The 20,773-nt window shown below is 66.0% G+C and carries 20 protein-coding genes; 8 read left to right on the top strand and 12 right to left on the bottom strand.

What is annotated here, in order from left to right; genetic code table 11:
- Window positions 1–73: 73 nt before the first annotated feature.
- The 8 genes from NCCP691_RS06910 to NCCP691_RS06875 form a co-directional block, all read right to left on the bottom strand.
- A complete protein-coding gene (locus NCCP691_RS06910; RefSeq protein WP_220807525.1) occupies window positions 74–1,549 on the bottom strand; it encodes a hypothetical protein in 1,476 nt (491 codons plus the stop codon).
- 177 nt (window positions 1,550–1,726) lie between these two features.
- Window positions 1,727–3,547, bottom strand: coding sequence for a DUF1631 family protein (locus NCCP691_RS06905; RefSeq protein WP_220807524.1), 1,821 nt, complete (start codon window positions 3,545–3,547; stop codon window positions 1,727–1,729).
- A gap of 1 nt (window position 3,548) precedes the next feature.
- Window positions 3,549–3,704 carry a hypothetical protein gene (locus tag NCCP691_RS06900; RefSeq protein WP_220807523.1) on the bottom strand — a complete coding sequence of 52 codons (156 nt, stop codon included), beginning with the start codon at window positions 3,702–3,704 and terminating at the stop codon, window positions 3,549–3,551.
- On the bottom strand, window positions 3,701–4,675 hold the full coding sequence (locus tag NCCP691_RS06895; protein ID WP_220807522.1) for a quinone oxidoreductase family protein: 975 nt from the start codon (window positions 4,673–4,675) through the stop codon (window positions 3,701–3,703). Before NCCP691_RS06895 ends, NCCP691_RS06900 begins: the two co-directional genes overlap by 4 nt.
- A 15-nt stretch (window positions 4,676–4,690) precedes the next feature.
- Window positions 4,691–5,080 (bottom strand): methylglyoxal synthase, encoded by a 390-nt coding sequence (locus NCCP691_RS06890; RefSeq protein ID WP_373870326.1) that lies wholly within the window; start codon window positions 5,078–5,080, stop codon window positions 4,691–4,693.
- 2 nt (window positions 5,081–5,082) lie between these two features.
- Window positions 5,083–5,862, bottom strand: a complete 780-nt coding sequence (locus tag NCCP691_RS06885; protein ID WP_220807521.1) for an SDR family oxidoreductase — start codon at window positions 5,860–5,862, stop codon at window positions 5,083–5,085.
- An 8-nt stretch (window positions 5,863–5,870) separates the two neighbouring features.
- Window positions 5,871–6,782, bottom strand: a complete 912-nt coding sequence (locus NCCP691_RS06880) for a DMT family transporter (protein WP_220807520.1) — start codon at window positions 6,780–6,782, stop codon at window positions 5,871–5,873.
- Between the two features lie 934 nt (window positions 6,783–7,716).
- Window positions 7,717–9,231 carry a helicase HerA-like C-terminal domain-containing protein gene (locus tag NCCP691_RS06875; protein ID WP_220807519.1) on the bottom strand — a complete coding sequence of 505 codons (1,515 nt, stop codon included), beginning with the start codon at window positions 9,229–9,231 and terminating at the stop codon, window positions 7,717–7,719.
- A 130-nt stretch (window positions 9,232–9,361) separates the two neighbouring features.
- Here NCCP691_RS06875 and NCCP691_RS06870 point away from each other — a divergent pair, with 130 nt between their 5' ends.
- From NCCP691_RS06870 to rng, 8 genes are all read left to right on the top strand, one after another.
- A complete protein-coding gene (locus NCCP691_RS06870) occupies window positions 9,362–10,087 on the top strand; it encodes a YebC/PmpR family DNA-binding transcriptional regulator (RefSeq protein WP_220807518.1) in 726 nt (241 codons plus the stop codon).
- 63 nt (window positions 10,088–10,150) lie between these two features.
- Complete coding sequence (gene purD, locus NCCP691_RS06865) at window positions 10,151–11,425, top strand: phosphoribosylamine--glycine ligase (protein WP_220807517.1); 1,275 nt, start codon at window positions 10,151–10,153, stop codon at window positions 11,423–11,425.
- A 73-nt stretch (window positions 11,426–11,498) separates the two neighbouring features.
- Window positions 11,499–12,413 carry an oxygen-dependent coproporphyrinogen oxidase gene (gene hemF / locus NCCP691_RS06860; protein ID WP_220807516.1) on the top strand — a complete coding sequence of 305 codons (915 nt, stop codon included), beginning with the start codon at window positions 11,499–11,501 and terminating at the stop codon, window positions 12,411–12,413.
- Window positions 12,404–13,063, top strand: a complete 660-nt coding sequence (locus NCCP691_RS06855) for a nicotinate-nucleotide adenylyltransferase (RefSeq protein ID WP_220807515.1) — start codon at window positions 12,404–12,406, stop codon at window positions 13,061–13,063. Before hemF ends, NCCP691_RS06855 begins: the two co-directional genes overlap by 10 nt.
- Complete coding sequence (gene rsfS / locus NCCP691_RS06850; protein ID WP_220807514.1) at window positions 13,063–13,698, top strand: ribosome silencing factor; 636 nt, start codon at window positions 13,063–13,065, stop codon at window positions 13,696–13,698. Before NCCP691_RS06855 ends, rsfS begins: the two co-directional genes overlap by 1 nt.
- A gap of 7 nt (window positions 13,699–13,705) precedes the next feature.
- Complete coding sequence (gene rlmH / locus NCCP691_RS06845; protein WP_220807513.1) at window positions 13,706–14,176, top strand: 23S rRNA (pseudouridine(1915)-N(3))-methyltransferase RlmH; 471 nt, start codon at window positions 13,706–13,708, stop codon at window positions 14,174–14,176.
- A gap of 29 nt (window positions 14,177–14,205) precedes the next feature.
- Window positions 14,206–14,829: a Maf family protein gene (locus NCCP691_RS06840; RefSeq protein WP_220807512.1), complete on the top strand. Its 624-nt coding sequence runs from the start codon at window positions 14,206–14,208 to the stop codon at window positions 14,827–14,829.
- On the top strand, window positions 14,826–16,289 hold the full coding sequence (gene rng / locus NCCP691_RS06835) for a ribonuclease G (RefSeq protein ID WP_220807511.1): 1,464 nt from the start codon (window positions 14,826–14,828) through the stop codon (window positions 16,287–16,289). The genes NCCP691_RS06840 and rng overlap by 4 nt, the downstream gene beginning before the upstream one ends.
- A gap of 81 nt (window positions 16,290–16,370) precedes the next feature.
- On the opposite strand, the gene NCCP691_RS06830 is transcribed toward rng, so the two are convergent.
- The 4 genes from NCCP691_RS06830 to modA all read right to left on the bottom strand — a co-directional run bounded on the left by NCCP691_RS06830 (window position 16,371) and on the right by modA (window position 20,062).
- A complete protein-coding gene (locus NCCP691_RS06830) occupies window positions 16,371–17,087 on the bottom strand; it encodes a hypothetical protein (protein WP_220807510.1) in 717 nt (238 codons plus the stop codon).
- A gap of 481 nt (window positions 17,088–17,568) precedes the next feature.
- Window positions 17,569–18,648, bottom strand: a complete 1,080-nt coding sequence (gene modC, locus NCCP691_RS06825; protein ID WP_220807509.1) for a molybdenum ABC transporter ATP-binding protein — start codon at window positions 18,646–18,648, stop codon at window positions 17,569–17,571.
- On the bottom strand, window positions 18,645–19,322 hold the full coding sequence (modB, locus tag NCCP691_RS06820; protein WP_220807645.1) for a molybdate ABC transporter permease subunit: 678 nt from the start codon (window positions 19,320–19,322) through the stop codon (window positions 18,645–18,647). The genes modC and modB overlap by 4 nt, the downstream gene beginning before the upstream one ends.
- On the bottom strand, window positions 19,319–20,062 hold the full coding sequence (gene modA / locus NCCP691_RS06815; RefSeq protein WP_220807644.1) for a molybdate ABC transporter substrate-binding protein: 744 nt from the start codon (window positions 20,060–20,062) through the stop codon (window positions 19,319–19,321). Before modA ends, modB begins: the two co-directional genes overlap by 4 nt.
- Between the last annotated feature and the right edge of the window lie 711 nt (window positions 20,063–20,773).

Raw genomic sequence — 20,773 nt, 5'->3', positions numbered from 1 at the left:
GGCGGTCATTCCCGTCGCTAGGCGCGGATGGCGTGCACTCGACCGGGCCGAACCCGCTGCAGTCCGTCGACGACTATGAGGATGGTCCGGCAGGCGGCGCCACGACGATCGTATCTTCCATGACGTCATCCGCCCCTGGCATCCGGGGCGCGGGCGCTGCGCCGTCGCCCGCCGCGGCTGCCACGGTGGAGGCGGAGCCCGCCCCTTCCGGCGACGCGTTCGGCTCATCCGGCGACTGCCGGTAATGCGGGCCATAGCTCAGCAGAAACTGCTTGCCGTCGGCCACCGGGCGATACTGCACGACCAGTGCCACCTCCTCCTGGCGCTCTTGCCCGTCCTTGTCGGTCAGGGTGATGTCGACGAGCTCGATGTCCCCGTGCACTCTCCTCGCATCCACCCGCCAGTCCCCGGCCCTGGAGAGCCTGAGCGCGGTATTCAGAAACTGCAGCGCGTTTCCCCCGCCGTACGCGGCCCAGGTCACTTTCCCGCGCCCGGCATCGGGAATGGAGTGCGTGTCGACGATCTGCTCGCCCAAATCTTCCCCGAACAGCGCGACGTATTGCGCGCGCGCTTCGTCAGAATCGAGCTTGGACCCGCCGAACACCCCCACGATCCCGCCGTTCTGCAGTGCCGGCTGCGCCCCGGGACTGTAATCTTCCAGCACCACGCCATATTGACCCTCCAGGCCATCCGCCTCCTGCCCGGTCTCGCATTGCTCGCGCGTCAGCCTGACAACCTTCAGCCTGCCCAGTCCGGGCGGCGTCTTCCCGATAATGCTCGCCTCGATCTGCCTGACCACGGATTGGCCCAGGGCGTCGAGATAAGCCTCGTGGTTACCGAATCGTGCGAGCTTGAACTCCCGGTCCTTCCTGGCATGCTTCAACAGCCTCGCTTTCGCGGGCGCGGAGAATGTCGCGCCCTTGATCGCCACGGCGGGCGCGCAGCGGGTGGGGTCGGACGGGTCGGCATAGCTGGGATGGATTCGGGTCGGATCGCCGGGATGGCGGATCGGGAACCGGTCATCGAGCGCCCGATGATAGACCTGCGGGTGTGTCACGCGGATGGCGGCGCCGCGTGTCGCCGGCGTACGCCGGGCGGAGGCGCTGGCCGCCGGCGGAGCGGAGGACGAGGCCACCGGTACCGGGGCGCGACGCTTGTCGGCGGGAGCGCGCATTGCCTTGCACAGCCGCCGCGCGGCCGCGCGCCCGGCGGCGACCGATGCTTGCGATGCGGCGGCACCGGCGACGGCGCTGCTTCCTTCTCCCCTTGCCGATCGTCGCAGGGCGGCGCGCGAGACGTAACGCGTCTGCGCGGTATTGACCTTCTCTGCGTAGATCTGAGCTGCGTAGATCTGAGTTTCGCGCTTCTGCCTTGAACGCAGGCGGCTTGCCGCCGCCCGCCCCGCGGGTGTCTCCGTGCGCCGCGCTGCGGACGGCGCGGCTTCCGGTGGCGGAGGGGACTGTGTCTGCCGGGCCTGCGGGGCTTCGCGGTTTTCCTGTCGGCCGGGGGAAATCCGGCTGGAAAAGGATCGGGTGACGGGTCGTGTCATGGCTGTACCTGCTCGTTCTGCCGCACATGCGGCCGCCACTGAGTCGTTTGGGGCCTTCGAAGGTTCCGCACGACAACGAACAGGAAAGCCTGATAGCGCGATCAGCGGCGATCAGGGCGCGGGGTCGTCGCGATTTCCGGCATGGTGCCCCGGATAACGGTCAGGATCGCCTCGGGTTCAGTCGCGCAAATCCTGCAGCGCGGCTTCCAGCGCATCACCGGCCCAGGTCCCGACCCGCACGGGACTTGCCCGCTCTGCCCGCAGGGCGCGGGCCAGCTCCTCGGTCCGCAGCATGAACACGCGTTTCGTCTGTGGCACGATGAACACCAGCCGGCTGCGCGCCGGACTGATCCAGCACAGGCGGCAATTGACGGGGCTGCCGTCGTTGCGCACCAGTTCCACCCAGGCGCCCGGCGCCAGTTCGTGCACGACCGGCAGATAGGCCGCATCCGCCGCCGCCTGCTGTTCGCTGGCGCGGCGGTCGAGCTGGTGCTCGCTTGCCCGGCTCACCGTCTCCATGCGCTGTTCGAGCGCCTGCCGCGCGTCGCCGGGACGTAGTGCGGCGGCGTGACGCTCGGCGAGGGCCGCGAAAAATTCCTCCCGCTCCGGCCCCTGCCACTTGATGACATTCATCCAGGAATTCAGCGTGGATACCAGCGAGGGCAGGCGTTCCACCATCTGCCTGCGCTCCTGCGCGCCCTGCTTGGGCTGCAGGCTGCCGATCAGTTCGTCCATCAGGCCGGTGACCGCCGGCAGCAGCTCGGGCTTGCTGTCGCTGACACGGCGGGCGAAGCTGAGCACCTGCACCCATTGCCGCCGCAGGAAATCCTCCAGCAGCGGATCGACTTCGCCGGTCTCGAGGCGGGAGGCGATGTCGGCCTCGGCCGCGCTCAGCGCGGCGGCGCCGGCTTCCTGGCGCAGGGCCTCGGTCTTTTGCGCCGTCAGCAGCTCGGCGTTCGCCTGGTCGAGCGCGGCCAGCGCCTGCCGCAGCCCGGCCTCGAGTTGCGGCAGTGCCGCGCTGCTCACGCGCTCGGGAAGCGCCGCGATCTGCTGCGACAGGGCATCGCCGTCGCTGCTGGCGAGCGCGACATCGAACAGCGCTGCTAGGAAGCGCCGCGCCGGATGATCCTCGCCGAAGAAGAAGTCGCTGTCGTTGCGCAGCAGGGGCATCAACGCCTGCGCGATCAGCGCGACCGGCTTGCGCGTGCGGAAGGGCAGCCGCTCGTCGTTGGCGAGCCTGTCGAACATGGCTTCCAGCAGCGCGTCTGCCTTTGCCGGGATCAGCTTGAGCGTGCCCTCGGGCGCCAGCCAGGCCTGCAGCAGATCACGCGTGCTCGGCGTGACCGCGATGGTGAGTTCCGGGATCTCGCTCTGATAGCGCTGCTCCGCGTCCGGCAGCACGCCGCGTACCGCCAGCTCGCGGTTGAGCGCCTCGTACAGCATGCCCAGCGGCAGAAACAGCGCCGGCCGGAGCTGCGCCATGAAGACGGCAAGACTGCCCGGCTCGCGCTCGAACTTCGCCCAGGCTTCGACCACCGCATTGACGAAACTCAGGCCGCGGAAGGGATTGGCGATGGTGCGCAGTTCGTCCGGCCACAGCCAGTGCGTGATCCGCATGCCGAGTATCGCCAGCTGGTCGGCGTGCACCCTGTCCAGCGCCTGCGCCAGGTTCTCGGCCTGGACCCGGCGCTGCATCGCGTCGAAACTGTCGGCCGACAGATCCAGCGCGCCGCTGCGCACCGCCGCCCTGCCCTGCTCGGCCGCCGCCTCCACGGCCTGCAGCAGTTCCTCCTGCAGGCTGTCGCGCAGCAACTGGTGGAACGCCGGCGTATGGTCGCGCAGCCGCTGTGCGATCTTCGCGCGCAGGCCGTCGTCCTCCGCCGCCGGCTGGGCCAGCGCCAGCAGCAGGCGCTCGGTGAAAGGCTCGAATTCCGCCGCCGCCAGGCGCACGGCGGTGAATGCCAGCGTATTGAGGAGCGAGAGGCGGTCGCCGCTCATGCTAGGTGTAGAGCCATTCCGAGAAGAGGGTCAGCCCGACCACCGCCAGCACCGCCGCGCCCAGCACCAGCAGCAGCCGGCCGAAACGCGGCGTACCGTCGCCGCCGCCGGGCTGCTCGTCGGGATGGCGCATCGGGCTCTTGCCGGAATCGTTCATGGCAGCAGGATGGTGGAGCCGGTGGTCTTGCGCGCTTCCAGGTCGCTGTGCGCCTGTGCCGCATCCCTGAGCGCGTAGCGCTGGTTGATGTCGATCCTGACCTTTCTGCTGGTCACCATCGAAAACAGGTCGGCCGCGGAGTTTTCCAGGTCGGCGCGTTTGGCGGTGTAATTGAACAGCGACGGCCGGGTGATGAACAGCGAGCCGCGCGAGGCAAGTTCATTCAGGCTGAACGGCGGGACCGGACCGGAGGCCGCGCCGAAGCTGACCATCATGCCGAGCGGCGCCAGGCAGTCGAGCGAACCGGTGAAGGTATCCCGCCCGATCGAGTCGTACACGACCGGCACGCCCTCGCCGCCGGTGATTTCCTTCACCCGTTCGACGAAGTTTTCCTTGTTGTAGTTGATGGTATGGGTGCAGCCGTGCGCCCTGGCCAGCTCCGCCTTTTCGTCGGAGCCGACGGTGCCGATCATGGTCACGCCGATCGCGCGCGCCCACTGGCAGGCGATCAGGCCGACGCCGCCGGCCGCGGCATGGAACAGGATGGTTTCGCCGCCGCGCAGCGGGAAGGTGCGGCGGAACAGGTATTGCACGGTCAGGCCCTGCAGCATCATCGCCGCGCCGGTTTCGAAATCGATCTCGTCGGGCAGCTTGACCAGTCCGGCCGCCGGCATCACGCGCGCTTCAGCATAGGCGCCGGTCGGGCGGCAGGCGTAGGCGACGCGATCGCCCGCCTTGACGTGACTGACGCCCGCGCCGACCGCCTCCACCACGCCCGCGCCCTCCATGCCTATGCCGCCGGGCAAGGGCTGCGGATAGGCGCCGGTGCGGAAATAGACATCGATGTAGTTCAGGCCGCAGGCATGCTGGCGCACCCGCGCCTCGCCCGGGCCGGGGTCGCCCACCTCGACATCGACGTACTCCATGACTTCCGGTCCGCCGGTCTTGCTGATTCGAATTGCCTTGGGCATGTTGGGCCTCCTGGATTATTTATTGTGATGATGATGCGGTACGAGCTGCGCCAGCAGCAGCTCCGCCGATGCGAGATTGGTCGCGCAGGGCACATTGTGCACGTCGCAGGCGCGCACCAGGGCATTGATGTCCGGCTCGTGCGGCTGCGGCGTCATCGGGTCGCGCAGGAAGATCACCAGGTCGACCTTGCCCTCGGCCAGCTCGGCGCCGATCTGCAGGTCGCCGCCCGACGGGCCGGACAGCTTGCGCTCCACCGTCAGGCCGACTTCGTCGTGCAGGCGCTTGCCGGTGGTGCCGGTGGCGACCAGCAGGCACTGCCGCAGCATGTCGGCATGGCGCGAGGCGAGCTCGACCATGTCGTCCTTCTTCATGTCGTGCGCGATCAGCGCGATCCGTTTTTTCACGGTCAGAAAGTCCCCGGGTAATTGCCGCCATCGAGCAGCACGTTCTGGCCGGTCATGTAGCCGGCCTGCACGCTGCACAGGAATGCACAAACCGCGCCAAATTCCTCCGCGGTGCCGAAGCGCTGCGCCGGAATGCCGCGGCGGCGCGCCTCGGCCGCCTCTTCCGGCGACTTGCCGGCAGCCGCCGCCGACGCGGCGATGGTCTTGCTCAGGCGCTCGGTATCGAAGGCGCCGGGCAGCAGGTTGTTGATGGTGACGTTCTTCGCGACGGTCTTGCGCGCCAGCCCGGCGACAAAGCCGGTCAGGCCCGAGCGCGCGCCGTTGGACAGTCCGAGCACGTCGATCGGCGCCTTCACCGCGCCCGAGGTGATGTTGATGATGCGCCCGAAACCGCGCGCCATCATGCCGTCGACCGTGGCCTTCATCAGCTCGATCGGCGTGAGCATGTTGGCGTCGAGCGCGGCGATCCAGTCGTCGCGCGTCCAGTTGCGGAAGTCGCCGGGCGGCGGGCCGCCGGCGTTGTTGATCAGGATGTCCGGGTCGGGACAGGCGGCCAGTACCCTGGCCCGTCCTTCCGGCGTCGTGATGTCGCAGGCGATGGCGGTCACGGTGACGCCGGTCTTCTGCCGGATCTCCTGCGCGGCGGCTTCCAGCGCCTCGGCGCCGCGCGCCACGATCACCACGTTGACGCCCTCGGCCGCCAGCGCTTCCGCGCAGCCGCGGCCCAGTCCCTTGCTGGCGCCGCAGACGATGGCGTTCCTGCCCCTGATTCCAAAATCCATGTTTCCCCCTAACGCTTTCTTGATAACAGATAGATGCCCGCGAGAACCAGCGCGGTCCCCGCCAGCTGTATGCCGGTAATCGGCTCGTCCAGGATGGCGGCGCCGAGAAACAGCGTCGACACCGGACCGATCATGCCCGCCTGCGAAGTGGTGCCGGGGCCGATGCGGGCCACCGCCACCATGGTCATCAGCACCGGCAGCACGGTGCAGAACACCGCGTTGACGACCGACAGCCCGTAGACCGCGGCCGGCTGCTCCAGCAGGAGCGCGGTCGGCCGCAACAGGAAGAACTGCAGCACGCACGCCGCGCTCGACACGCACATCGCATAGGCGACGAGGCGCAAAGCGCCGACGCGTGCCACCAGCTCGCCCGACAGCACCAGGTAGATCGCATAGGATATCGCGCTGCCGAGCACGAAGGCGCCGCCGAGCAGCACATTGGAGCCGCCGGCGCGGGCGTCGTGGAAAAACACCAGCACCGTGCCGAGATAGGCCGTCACCAGCGCCGCCCACTCCGCCGCGGTGATGCGCTTTTTCAGCACGAACACGGAGATCAAGAGCACGAAGGACGGCGTCAGGAACAGGATCAGCCGCTCCAGGCCGGCCGAGATGTACTGCAACCCGAGGAAATCGAGAAAGCTCGACAGGTAGTAGCCGAGCAGGCCCATCACGACGATGCGCACGCGGTCCGGGTTGGCGAGCGCGGGCGAGCGCAGCGCATGCCACAGCGCCAGGCCGGCGAAGAACGGCAGCGAAAACAGCATGCGGAAAGTGATCAGGGTCACGGCGTCGACCTGGTAGCGGTAGATCAGCTTGGCGACGATGGCCTTGGCGGAAAACAGGATGGCGCCGGCGATGGCGATGGACAGGCCTAGCAGGAAGGTCTGGCGGGCGGAGACAGTTGCGGGAGATGCGGGCATCCGGGGATTTTACGCTGAGGATGATTTTCTTACATTGAGGCGGGCGGGCTCTTCTGGGGTGGCTCTCGGTTCGGGCTCGGTTCGGGCTCGGTTCGGGCTCGTTTCGGTTTTCTCTTCGGTGCTGCAAAGCTGTAGCCGCTCCGTGGATACAAGCCGGGACTGGCCCCGGCGGGCCACCTACTTTTTTGCTTCGCCAAAAAAGTAGGCAAGAAAGGGGGGGCGCCGAGCCCGACCCTAATGCTTGCCCCCTTCGGGGGTACCCGAAAAATCGGCAGGTCTCGCGGGAAGCGGGGCAAACTCGCCTTCGGCTCAGACAAGCCCCGCTTCTTTATCCGCGAGACCCACCGATTTTTCGGCTGCGCATAAGGGGACGGCAACCCCGTACACCATCCCCACCCTGACCCTCCCCTTTGAAGGGGAGGGAACTGTCAAGGGCTTGGCGAAGGGAGTCGATGTTGTGCACGCCGACAGTGGTAGGCGAGCGAACTTGCCCCGGCCGTCTGTGCCCTTGTCGATGCACTGCGTCTCCGCAGCCTGCGAGAGCCATCAAACCCTTCACGCAGGCAACGAGAGAGGAACTCATGAAACGATCGCCTGCGGCAGCAAGAGAAAGAATGATTCCCTTCCCTTCAAGGGCGGCCGGCGAGGTGAAGGGTCAGGGATGGGATGGTTTGCGGTTTGGCCGTCCCCGTTGCGCTTCGACGGGAACCCCCGAAGGGGGCAAGCGCTTCGGGTCGGGCTCGGCGCCCCCCTTTCTTGCCTACTTCTTTGGCGAGACAAAGAAGTAGGCGGCCTGCCGGGACTGGCCCCGGCTAGTGTCCACGAAGTGGCTACCGCTTTGCAGCGCCGAAGAAAAAAGCGAAACGAGAGCGCTTGTCTCCGCGAAGGGTGATTCCGCTTTGATGCACCGGAGAGAAACAAGAGATGCAGTAGCCTACTTCCTCATAATCGACCCCAACACCCCCCGAATAATCTCCCTTCCCACCTGCGACCCAATACTCCGCGCCGCCGACTTGAACATCGCCTCGACCACCGTATCCTTGCGCCGCCCGACCCCGCCACCGCCGCCAAGCAGACCGCCGAGCATGCCCCCCAGCCCGCCGCCGGTCTCTTCCTGCGCGGCGCTGCCCTTGCTGCTGGACTTCACTTCTTCCCGGGTCGGCACTTCCTTCTCCGCCCGCCCCTTGAGCTTTTCATAGGCGGAGTCGCGGTCGACGACTTTTTCATAGACGCCGGCGACGACCGAGTTGTCGATCACCTCGCGGCGTTCGGCATCGCTGACCGGGCCGAGCTGGGACGCGGGCGGCACGATGAAGGCGCGTTCGACGATGTGCGGGCGCCCTTTGTCGTCGAGGAAGGACACCAGCGCCTCGCCGACGCCGAGTTCAGTGATGACCTGCGCGGTGTCGAGCTGCGGATTGGGACGGAAGGTCTCGGCCGCCGCCTGCACCGCCTTCTGGTCGCGCGGCGTGAACGCGCGCAGCGCATGCTGGACGCGGTTGCCGAGCTGGCCGAGCACGGTGTCGGGGATGTCGAGCGGGTTCTGGGTCACGAAGTACACGCCCACGCCCTTGGAACGGATGAGGCGCACCACCTGCTCGATCTTCTGCAGCAGCGCCTTGGGCGCCTCGTCGAACAGCAGGTGCGCCTCGTCGAAGAAAAAAACCAGCCTGGGCTTGTCGACGTCGCCGACCTCGGGCAGATGCTCGAACAGTTCCGACAGCATCCACAGCAGGAAAATCGCGTACAGGCGCGGCGAGTGCAGCAGCTTGTCGGCGGCGAGTATGTTGACCATGCCCCGGCCCTGCGCGTCGGTCTGCATGAAGTCTTCGATGTTGAGCATCGGCTCGCCGAAGAAGCGGTCGCCGCCCTGCTCCTCGATCGCCAGCAGGCCGCGCTGGATGGCACCGATGCTGGCCGGCGAGATGTTGCCGTATTCGGTCTTGAGTTCGGCCGCGTTGTCGCCGACGTTCTGCAGCATCGCGCGCAGGTCCTTGATGTCGAGCAGCAGCAGGCCGTGGTCGTCGGCGACCTTGAACACCAGCTGCAGCACGCCTTCCTGCACTTCATTCAGGTTGAGCATGCGCGCCAGCAGCAGCGGCCCGAGGTCGGACACGGTGGCGCGCACCGGGTGGCCCTTTTCGCCGAACACGTCCCAGAAGGTCACCGGGGCGGCGCGCCAGTCGGGTTCCGGCAGTCCGAGCAGGTCGAGCCGCTCCTTGATGCGCGGCGATGCCGAGCCGGGCCGGGCCATGCCCGACAGGTCGCCCTTGACGTCGGCCATGAAGACCGGCACGCCGATGTCGGACAGCGCCTGGGCCATGGCCTGCAGGGTCACCGTCTTGCCGGTGCCGGTGGCGCCGGTGATGCAGCCGTGGCGGTTGGCGAGGTTGGACAGAAGGACAAGATCCTTGTCCTGATGCTTGGCGATGAGGAGCTGGGAGGGCATCGTGGTTGGCTTTCAGGCAATTTTTGAGAGGGGTCGCTGTGTTAGAATCCCGGATTGGTTTCCGGCCTGGTAAGTGCTTGATTTCACGTCCGCCAGGCTACCTCTCGATCATTCCCAGGAAAGATTCGCCATGGCTGGACATAGTAAATGGGCCAATATTAAACACAAAAAAGCCGCGACCGATGCAAAGCGCGGCAAGATCTGGACGCGCCTGATCAAGGAAATCACCGTGGCGGCGCGCCTGGGCGGCGGCGACATCGCCAGCAACCCCCGGCTGAGGCTGGCGGTCGACAAGGCGGCCGACGCCAACATGCCGAAGGACAACGTGACCCGCGCCATCCAGCGCGGCACCGGCGGCCTGGAAGGCGCCAACTACGAGGAAATCCGCTACGAAGGCTACGGCATCAACGGCGCCGCCATCATCGTCGACTGCATGACCGACAACCGCGTGCGCACCGTGGCGGAAGTCCGCCATGCCTTCAGCAAGTTCGGCGGCAACATGGGCACCGAAGGCTCGGTCGCCTTCCTGTTCAAGCATTGCGGCCAGTTGCTGTTCGCGCCGGGCACCGACGAGGACGCGCTGATGGAAGCCGCGCTCGAGGCGGGCGCCGAGGACGTGGTGACCGACGAGGAAGGCGGCATCGAAGTGCTGACCGCGCCGAACGACTTCTCGGCGGTCAAGGAGACCCTGGAAAAGGCCGGCTTCAAGGCCGAGGTGGCCGAAGTGGTGATGAAGCCCTCGACCGAAACCGTGTTCACCGGCGATGACGCGGTGAGGATGCAAAAGCTGCTCGACGCGCTGGAAAACCTCGACGACGTGCAAGAGGTCTACACCAACGCGGTGATCGAGGAATAGGTTCCGGCAGGACGTTTTCGGGCAGCTTCGGCTGCCCTTTCATTCAGTAGTGATTCAGCTCTCATGAAAATTCTGGTAGTTGGCTCGGGCGGCCGCGAACATGCCCTCGCCTGGAAGCTCGCGCAATCGGATCGCATCCAGAAGGTCTATGTGGCGCCGGGCAACGGCGGCACCGCGCTCGACGCGCGCCTGGAGAATGTCGACATCACCGATCCCGGCTGGCTGGCCCAGTTCGCCGCGAAGGAAAACATCGCGCTGACCGTGGTCGGCCCGGAAGTGCCGCTGGCGGCCGGCATCGTCAACATCTTCCGCGACCAGGGGCTGAAGATCTTCGGCCCGACCAGGGAAGCGGCGCAGCTGGAAAGCTCGAAGGACTTCGCCAAGGCCTTCATGAAGCGCCACCGGATCCCGACCGCCGATTACCAGACCTTCTCCGACCTGCAGGCGGCGCACCGCTACATCAACCAGAAGGGCGCGCCGATCGTGATCAAGGCCGACGGCCTGGCCGCCGGCAAGGGCGTGGTGGTGGCGATGACGCTGGACGAGGCGCATGCCGCGGTCGACATGATGCTGTCCGATAACAAGCTCGGCGACGCCGGCGCGCGCGTCGTGATCGAGGAATTCCTCGACGGCGAGGAAGCCAGCTTCATCGTCATGGTGGACGGCCGCAACGTGCTGCCGCTGGCCACCAGCCAGGACCACAAGCGTCTCAGGGACAATGACGAAGGCCCGAACACCGGCGGCATGGGCGCCTACTCCCCGGCCCCGATCGTCACGCCCTCGCTGCATGCGCGCATCATGCGCGAGATCATCAACCCGACCGTGCTCGGCATGCAGAAGGACGGCATCCCGTTCACCGGCTTCCTTTACGCCGGCCTGATGATCGACGCCAAGGGCAATCCCAGGACGCTGGAATTCAACTGCCGCATGGGCGACCCGGAAACCCAGCCGATCATGGCGCGTCTGAAGACGGACCTGGTCGGCGTGATGGAGCACGCGGTCAACGGCACCCTGGACCAGGTCGCGCTGGAATGGGACCGCCGCACCGCGCTCGGCGTGGTGATGGCCGCCGCCGGCTATCCGGAAGCGCCGCGCAAGGGCGACCCGATCACCGGCATCCCGGCCGAGACCCCGGACTGCGTGACCTTCCATGCCGGCACCACGCTCGCCGGCGATCGCCTGACGACGTCGGGCGGCCGCGTGCTGTGCGTGGTCGGCCTCGGTGACAGCGTGAAGATGGCGCAGAAGCACGCCTACCAGGTGGTCGACGGCATCCGGTTCGACGGTGCGCAGTTCCGCCGCGACATCGGCTGGCGCGCGCTGAAGCGGCCGGCCTGATGCACGATGCGGCCGGCGTCGGCCGCACCGGCGGCTGACCTTCGATAAACCCAGGACAGAATCAGAGTCAGCCGTGACCACTCCACATCTCGTCAAATCCTACCTGCTCGACCTGCAGGCGCGCATCGTCGGCGCGCTGGAACAGGTCGACGGCAAGCCCTTCCTCGTCGACCAGTGGGAACGCCCGCATGGCACGAGCCCGATCGCCGGCGGCGGCATTTCCCGCATCCTGGAAGAAGGCAATGTGCTCGAACGCGGCGGCGTCGGCTTTTCCCATGTCAGCGGCGATGCGCTGCCCCCCACTGCGGCCGCCAACCGACCCGAACTCGCGGGCCGGCGCTGGGAAGCGATGGGCGTGTCGCTCGTCATGCATCCCCGCAATCCCTACGCGCCCACTTCGCACATGAATGTGCGCTTCTTCATCGCCTCGAAAGAGGGAGAAGAGCCGGTCTGGTGGTTCGGCGGCGGCATGGACCTGACGCCCTATTACGGCTTCGAGGAAGACGCGGTGCATTTCCACCGCACCTGCCGCGAGGCGCTTGCGCCCTTCGGCGAGGACCTGCATCCGCGCTTCAAGAAATGGTGCGACGACTACTTCTACCTGAAGCACCGCAAGGAGCCGCGCGGCGTGGGCGGCATCTTCTTCGACGATTTTCATGCGCTCGGCCTGGAGCAGAGCTTCGCCATGATGCGCAGCGTCGGCGACCATTTCATCGATGCCTACATTCCGCTGCTGCAGCGCCGCAAGGACACCCCCTATGGCGAGCGTGAGCGGGACTTTCAGGCCTACCGCCGCGGCCGCTACGTCGAGTTCAACCTGGTGCTCGACCGCGGCACGCTGTTCGGCCTGCAGTCGGGCGGCCGCACCGAATCGATCCTGATGTCCATGCCGCCGGTCGTCAAATGGCGCTACGACTGGCATCCGGAACCGGGCAGCCCCGAGGCCCGGCTGTACACCGACTTCCTCACCCCGCGGGAATGGGCGTGACGCGCTGCATCGCGCTGCTCGGCGGCAGCTTCGACCCGGTGCACAGCGGCCATGTCGCGCTCGCCGGCTATTTCGCGAAGCTGCTGTTTCCCGACGAGCTGCGCCTGCTGCCGGCCGGCCTGCCCTATCAGAAGCAGGCGCTGACCGCGAGCGCCGCGCAGCGCATCGACATGCTGCGGCTGGCATTCGGCGGGTTCGCCGTGCCGGTCGCGATCGATGACCAGGAAATCCGGCGCGAGGGCGCGACCTACACCATCGACACCCTGCGCGCGCTGCGCGCTCAGCTCGGCGACGACGTGTCGCTTGCCTTCCTCATCGGCGCTGACCAGCTGCAGAAGTTGCATACCTGGAAGGACTGGCGGGCGCTGTTCGACCATGCCCACATCTGCGCCGCCTCGCGCCCGGGCTTCGCACTCGACCCCGCCCACGTGGCGCCCGAGGTCGCGCAGGAATTCATGCGGCGCGCCGCCACGCCCGGGCAGATCCGTAGCACGCCGGCCGGACTCGCCTATCTTGCCGTCAATCTCGCGATCGACATTTCGGCCACGCAAATCCGCGCCGCCCTGGCGGAAGGCCGCAGCGTCGCCTCGCTGATCCCGGCCGGGGTGCTAGACTATATCGAACGACAACATCTCTATCAGAAGAACTAATGGATATCAAAAAACTGCAAGCCACCGTCATCGATGCCCTCGAGGATGTGAAAGCCCAGGACATCAAGGTCTACGACACCGTCCATCTCACCAGCATGTTCGACCGCCTGGCCATCGCGTCGGGCACCTCCAACCGCCAGACCAAGGCGCTTGCCGCGTCCGTGCGCGACAAGGTCAAGGAAAAGGGCGGCAGCGTGGTCAGCATCGAAGGCGAGGACACCGGCGAATGGGTGCTGGTCGACCTCGGCGACATGGTGGTCCACATCATGCAGCCCGCCATCCGCGACTACTACCGCCTGGAAGAGATCTGGGGTGACAAGGAAGTGAAGTTCGGCGCCGCCAAGCGCACCGCCAAGCGCACCGCGGCGGCGGACGACGAGCAGGCCGAAGCCAAGCCGGCCCGCAAGCGCTCCACCCACATCGCGGCGAGCCAGACGACGCTGGACGACGACGAGCCGAAGAAGCCGGCACGCAAGACCGCGGCCCGCAAGACCCCGGCCGCGAAGACCCCGCGCGTCCCCGCCGGCAAGACGGTGAAGGTGGCCGCCACCAAGACCGCCGCCCCGCGCAAGACCGCGGCCAAGACGGCTGCAAAAACGGCCGCAAAGCGCCCGGCGCGCAAGACCGCCGCCTGAGCCCGACATGCAACTGGTGATCGCCGCGGTCGGCCACAAGATGCCCGGCTGGATCGAGGACGGCTTCGCCGAATACGCCAAGCGCATGCCGCCGGAGTGCCGCATCCAGCTCCGGGAGATCAAGCCGGTCGACCGCTCGGGCGGGCGCAGCGCCGAGACCGTGATGGCGCAGGAGCGCACGAAGATCGAAGCGGCCGTGCCGAAGGGCGCCCGCGTGATCGCGCTCGACGAGCGCGGCAAGGATCTCAGCACCATGCAGCTGGCCCAGCTGCTGACGCAGTGGCAACAGGACGGGCGGGATGTTACATTCGTGATCGGCGGCGCCGACGGACTCGATCCCGGCTTCAAGGCGAATGCGGACATGCTGGTACGGGTGTCCAGCCTGACCCTGCCGCACGGGATGGTGCGCGTGCTGCTGGCCGAACAGCTGTACCGGGCCTGGTCGATCACCCAGAACCATCCCTATCACCGCGTATAAGAACGACACGACGAGACTCAATCCGATTCATGAAACCGGCAGACACCAGGATTTACCTTGCCTCCAAGAGCCCGCGCCGCCGCGAGCTGCTGCGCCAGATCGGCGTCGACTTCGAACTGCTGATGCTGCGCGACCAGTCGCCGCGCGGCGGCCCCGACGTCAGCGAGGAAGTCCACCCCGGCGAACGGGCCGGCGACTACGTGGTGCGCGTCACCCGTGAAAAAGCCGAGTACGCGGCTCAGATCATGCTCCTGCGCCGGCTGCCCGTGCGCCCGGTGCTCGCCGCCGATACCACGGTCGTGATCGACGACCGCATCCTCGGCAAGCCGGCCGACAGAAATGAAGCGATGGACATGCTGCGGCTGCTGTCGGGCCGCACCCACCAGGTCATCACCAGCGTCGCGCTGCATCACGACGACCAGCTGCATCAGCTTACCCAGGTGTCCGAAGTCAGCTTCGCCACGCTGACCAAGGACATGATGCGCGCCTACTGCAATACCAGCGAGCCCTACGACAAGGCCGGCGGATACGGCGTGCAGGGACTGGCGTCGGTCTTCATCAGCCGCATCGACGGCAGCTATACCGGCATCATGGGCCTGCCGCTGCACGAGACCGCGCAGCTGCTCGGCCGGGCCGGCATCTCCGTGCTATGAGCGAAGACATCCTCATCAACATCACGCCGCAGGAGACGCGGGTCGCCCTGATCCTGCAGGGCGCGGTGCAGGAACTGCACATCGAGCGCACGCTCTCGCGCGGCATGACCGGCAACATCTACCTCGGCAAGGTGGTGCGGGTGCTGCCCGGAATGCAGTCGGCCTTCATCGACATCGGCCTGGAGCGCGCCGCCTTCCTGCACGTGGCCGACATCTGGGAAGCCCGCGACCACGACAACACCAATGCCACGCCGCGCCCGATCGAAAAGCTGCTCTACGACGGCCAGTCCATCATGGTCCAGGTGATCAAGGACCCGATCGGCACCAAGGGCGCGCGCCTGTCGACCCAGATCTCGATCGCCGGCCGGATGCTGGTCTACCTGCCGCAGGATTCCCACATCGGGATTTCGCAGCGCATCGAGAAGGAATCCGAGCGCGAAATGCTCAAGGCCAAGGTGCAGAAGCTGGTCCCGGCCGACGAAAAAGGCGGCTACATCATCCGCACCATGGCCGAGGACGCGAGCGACGCCGACCTGCAGATGGACGTCGACTACCTGCGCAAGACCTGGGCCGCGATCACGAAAAACGCCCGCACCCGCCCCGCCCCCACCCTGCTCTACCAGGACCTGAGCCTGGCGCAGCGCGTGCTACGCGATTTCGTCAGCGACGAGACGACCACGATCCAGGTCGATTCGCGCGAGAACTTCCAGAAACTGCAGCAGTTCGGCACCGTCTACACGCCGTCGGTGCTGTCCAAGCTGGTCCATTACACCGGCGAGCGGCCGCTGTTCGACCTGTACGGCGTGGAAGAGGAAATCGAGCGCGCGCTCGGCCGCCGCGTCGACCTCAAGTCCGGCGGCTACCTGATCATCGACCAGACCGAGGCGATGACCACGATCGACGTCAACACCGGCAGCTATGTCAATGGCCGCAACTTCGACGACACCATCTTCAAGACCAACCTCGAGGCAGCGCACGCGATCGCGCGCCAGCTCCGGCTGCGCAACCTCGGCGGCATCATCATCCTCGACTTCATCGACATGGAGACCGCCGAGCATCGCAACGCGGTGCTGGCCGAGCTGAACAAGGCGCTCTCGCGCGACCGCACCAAGGTTTCGGTATCCGGATTCTCCGCGCTCGGCCTGGTCGAGATGACCCGCAAGCGCACCCGCGAATCGCTGGCCCACATCCTGTGCGAAGTGTGCCCCGCCTGCGCCGGCAAGGGCCAGGTCAAGACCGCGCGCACCGTCTGCTATGAAATCCTGCGCGAACTGCTGCGCGAAGCCAAGCAGTTCAACCCGCGCGAATTCCGCATCCTCGCCGCGCAGGTGGTGGTGGACATGTTCCTCGAAGAGGAATCCCAGCATCTGGCGATGCTCGGGGACTTCATCGGCAAGCCGATTTCACTGCAGGTGGAGACGCTTTATCATCAGGAGCAGTACGACATCATCCTGATGTAGTGCGCCACAAGGACAGCGCACAATGCGCGGATACAGCAATATCATCGCGTCGAGGCGGCAAGGAGATCGCGCCTCAACGTCCTACAAATTCATGCCGCTTGAAAGGGAAAGGGAAGAGACTTGTTTTTCTGCAAGCGCGGGAGAGTTGCAGGATAAGTAGGGTTTTTCTTCCTGGCTGATCCAAATCGACCAGGCGAATATCAAGGGATGAATCATCTCTAACCCTTCCTCGAATGCCCGGGTGTATCGGAAGGAAAAAATTTCAATGCCATAGTCGCGGGCTAGCACAAGCGGAGCGCGATCGAGCACTTTCCCGGCAACCACGAGCACGGCAGCAAGCAACAGCCAGAATCCCGCGCGTGAACGCCAGCCGCCCTGCCAAAATAAAAATCGCAGAATGACAAAGCCAGCATAAATTATCAACCCAGTTGCGACGATCGCGATGGGACCGGCTATCATTTTTTCACCGATCGGTGCGACTGAATGCGTGTAATACTTAATTTTCAGAATGCTATCGGCAGTGAATATTCTATTCCAGTCGGCCTCGCGTGCGGCAAATAGTATAAACAACAGGACAAAAGCCCAGGCCCGAGTACCTAAGGGCCGAATCCGCGCAATGATGATGATTGCAGCAAATAACCACGACACGATTGAAAGTTGCTCGAATGGTCCTTTTTCGGAGAATAGAGCCATGAATTCGGGCTCAGGCAATTGGGAATACATGTTCAGCAGCGCGACGTATCCGGCGATTGCCAATCCGAATCCAGCATCATAAATAGTCAAACCTAATCGATTCATGTTGGTACAACCTTCCTGACCGCGCGAATATGGCGCGGTAGATTAACATATTGCCTGTTAGCATGGAATCGACTAAGTGTGACACTACGCCTTCCGCCAGCGCGGTTCAGGATTATCCACATGTCGGGACAAGATTCAGGGCACCTCTGCCATGCTAGCCGCAACGCCACACCATACATCCGCGCCGCGACGGCTATGCAAATGCACAAGGTCGGGGTTGGTTGCGCGTATCAATTTTTCAGTCCAAATGCCATGCCGATATCGGCATCACCACGCATGGTCAGTTGATGCATTACTGCCGCGCCGCCGATTTTTGGAAGAAGAATCCGAACACATCAACATACTGGGCGACTTCATCGCCAAGCGGATCTCGATGCAGGTGGAATCGGCTTATCACCAGGAGCAGTACGACATCATTCTGATGTGAGGCGATGCCCTGTTCGTGATGATTGCCAGGCCGGCGCTGCCGCATGGATTCCATCTACGCAAACACCGCCGTCGCCTTGAACTGCGCCCACATCCCCACCCCCGGCGCCACCCCCAGTCTGTCCCGCGAGATGCGCGTCACCCGCGCCAGCAGCGGCATTCCCTGCGCATCCAGCCGCACCATCACATGGGCGCTGCCCCCTGCCGGCGCTTCCTCCAGCACCCGCACCGGGACATGGTTCAGCGCCGAGGTGTCGTCCCGGCGGTCGAGCGCGAGGATGACGTCGCGCGCGAGGATGCGCAGGCGCAGACGCTGGCCGACGCTCAGCCGGGGATGCGGGACGCGGATCGCGTTGGCGCCGACGCGCAGCGTGGCCAGCTGATAGTCCGCGTCCCAGTCCTCCACCACGGCGTCGACGATTACGCCGGCCTCGGCCTGCGCCTGCGGCAGGTCAAGCCGCGCGCTCATCTCGGTGATCGGTCCGCTGCCGGCCACCCTGCCCTGTTCCATCAGCACGAGGTGGTCGGCCAGGCGCGCGATCTCGTCCGGCGAGTGGCTGACGTACAGGATGGGCAGCGCGAGTTCTTCATGCAGGCGTTCGAGGTAGGGCAGTACTTCCTGCTTGCGCGCCTGGTCGAGCGCGGCGAGCGGCTCGTCCATCAGCAGCATCCGGGGCGCGGCGAGCAGTGCGCGGGCGATGGCGACGCGTTGGCGCTCGCCACCCGACAGGTCGGCCGGACGGCGGCCGAGCAGATGATCGATGCCGAGCAGGCGCAGCATCCGTTTGGGGTCGGGGCGCGTCGCGCCGGATGCGGCGCGCTTCCAGCCGTATTCGATATTGGCGCGCACATCGAGGTGCGGCAGCAGGCTGGCTTCCTGAAACACATAGCCCAGCGCGCGCTTGTGCACCGGCAGGAATATGCCGCGCGCATCGTCCTGCCAGATTTCGCCGTTGACGCGCAGATGGCCGGCATGACGGTCGAGCCCGGCGATGCCGCGCAGGAGGGTCGTCTTGCCGCAACCGGAAGGACCGGCGATCGCGGTCACGCCGCGGCCCGGCAGGTTCAGCTCTGCCTGAAGGCGGAAGTCGCCGTGCGCGACCGCGAGACTGATCTCGACGCCGCCGGTGTTCATTGCATCTTCCTGACTGGGTTGAGCGTGTACAGCGCCAGCAGCACGCAAAACGCAAAGACCATCATGCCGCCGGCCAGCCAGTGCGCCTGCGCATACTGCAGCGCTTCCACATGGTCGTAGATCTGCACCGACACCACGCGCGTCTTGTCGGGTATGTTCCCGCCTATCATGAGGACCACGCCGAACTCGCCTATGGTGTGCGCGAAGGAGAGGATGGCGGCGGTGAGAAAGCCGGGACGCGCCATCGGCACGGCGACCGTGAAGAATGCGTCGAGCGGGCCGGCGCGCAGCGTAGCGGCGACCTCGAGCGGGCGGGTGCCGATCGCCTCGAACGCGTTCTGCAGCGGCTGCACCGCGAAGGGCAGCGAATAAAAGACGGAGGCGACGACCAGTCCGGTGAAGCTGAACGGCAGCAGACCGATGCCGAGGTACTCGGTCAGCCGCCCCACCGGCCCGGCCGGTCCCATTGTGATCAGCAGGTAAAAGCCGAGCACCGTGGGCGGCAGCACCAGCGGCAGAGCGACGACTGCGGCGACGACCGGCTTGAGCCGGGACCGTGTGCGGGCGAGCCACCACGCGATCGGCGTGCCGATCACCAGCAGCAGTACGGTGACCAGCCCGGCGAGTTTCAGCGTGAGCCGGACTGCGCCCCAGTCTTCCGGGGTGAGCATCAGTTCTCGTACCCGTACTGGCGGATGATGCGGCGCGCCGGCTCGCTCTTCAGGAAGCGCAGCAGCGCGTCCGCCGCCGGTTTGCCTTCGCCTTTCTTCAGCAGCACCGCGTCCTGGCGGATCGGCTGATGCAGCTGGGCCGGCACGACCCAGGCAGAGCCCGACTTGAGGCGGCCGTCCTCGAACACCTGCGACATCGCGACGAATCCGAGTTGCGCATTGCCGCTGCCGACGAATTGATGGGCCTGGGCGATGCTTTCCGCCTGCACCAGTTTCGGCGTCAGGCGCTCGGCGAGGTTCTGGTTCTTCAGCGTTTCCATCGCCGCGCGGCCATAGGGGGCCACCCTGGGATTGGCGATGGCGAGATGGGTGAAATCGCCGCGTGCGAGCACCTCGCCCCTGGCGTCGACCATATCCGGCTTCGCGCTCCACAGCACCAGCCGGCCGATCGCGTAGGTGAAGCGCGTGCCCGTCTGGCCGTATCCTTCCTGCTCGAGTTTCGCCGGCGTTTCATCGTCGGCGGAGAGGAAGACTTCGAACGGCGCGCCGTTGCGGATCTGCGCGTAGAACTTGCCGCTGGCGCCGGTGGAGATCACCAGCTTGTGGCCGCTCTCCTTTTCAAACTGGGCCGCAATTTTCTGCATCGGGGCGGCGAAATTGGCCGCGACGGCGACCGGCACGTCGTCGGCATGAGCCAGGGTGCTCAGCAGCAGGCCAGTCAGGAGGGCAAGGCAACGCAGCATGGTGATGTAGGGAATGGCGGACGCGATATCTTGCCACAACCTCCTCCGCCCAAGTAGTGCCGGCCTCCGTGCCGGCTCAGCGGCGCTCGTCCGGAGACAAACACAAACACCGCAGGCATGCGCAAACGCAGTCGCTGCACAACCTCCGCAGGCCGGCACGGAGGCCGGCCCCACTGCCGTTGCGGGGACGGGTCTTCGCTTCGCGGTCCCGCCTGTTTTCGAGAATAGGGACATCACCGTCCTGGCCGCAAGACCTCCACCGCGGGCAGGCACAAACGCAGTCGCGGCACGACCTCAGCAGGCCGGCACGGAGGCCGGCCCCACTGCCGTTGCGGGTGCTGGTCTTCGCTTCGCGGTCCCGCCTGTTTCTGCAAAGGACATCACCGTCCTGGCCGCAAGACCTCCACCGCCCGGGTAGTGCCGGCCTCCGTGCCGGCTCAGCGGCGCTCGTCCGGAGAAAAACACAAACACCGCGGGCAGGCACAAACGCAGTCGCGGCACGACCTCAGCAGGCCGGCACGGAGGCCGGCCCCACTGCCGTTGCGGGGACGGGTCTTCGCTTCGCGGTCCCGCCTGTTTCTGCGAAGGACATCACCGTCCTGGCCGCAAGACCTCCACCGCCCGGGTAGTGCCGGCCTCCGTGCCGGCTCAGCGGCGCTCGTCCGGAGAAAAACACAAACACCGCGGGCAGGCACAAACGCAGTCGCGGCA

Source organism: Noviherbaspirillum aridicola (assembly GCF_019656455.1).
Lineage (GTDB): Bacteria > Pseudomonadota > Gammaproteobacteria > Burkholderiales > Burkholderiaceae_D > Noviherbaspirillum > Noviherbaspirillum aridicola.
Note: the sequence above shows the minus strand (reverse complement) of the source record. Positions and strands in the feature narration are given on the sequence as shown.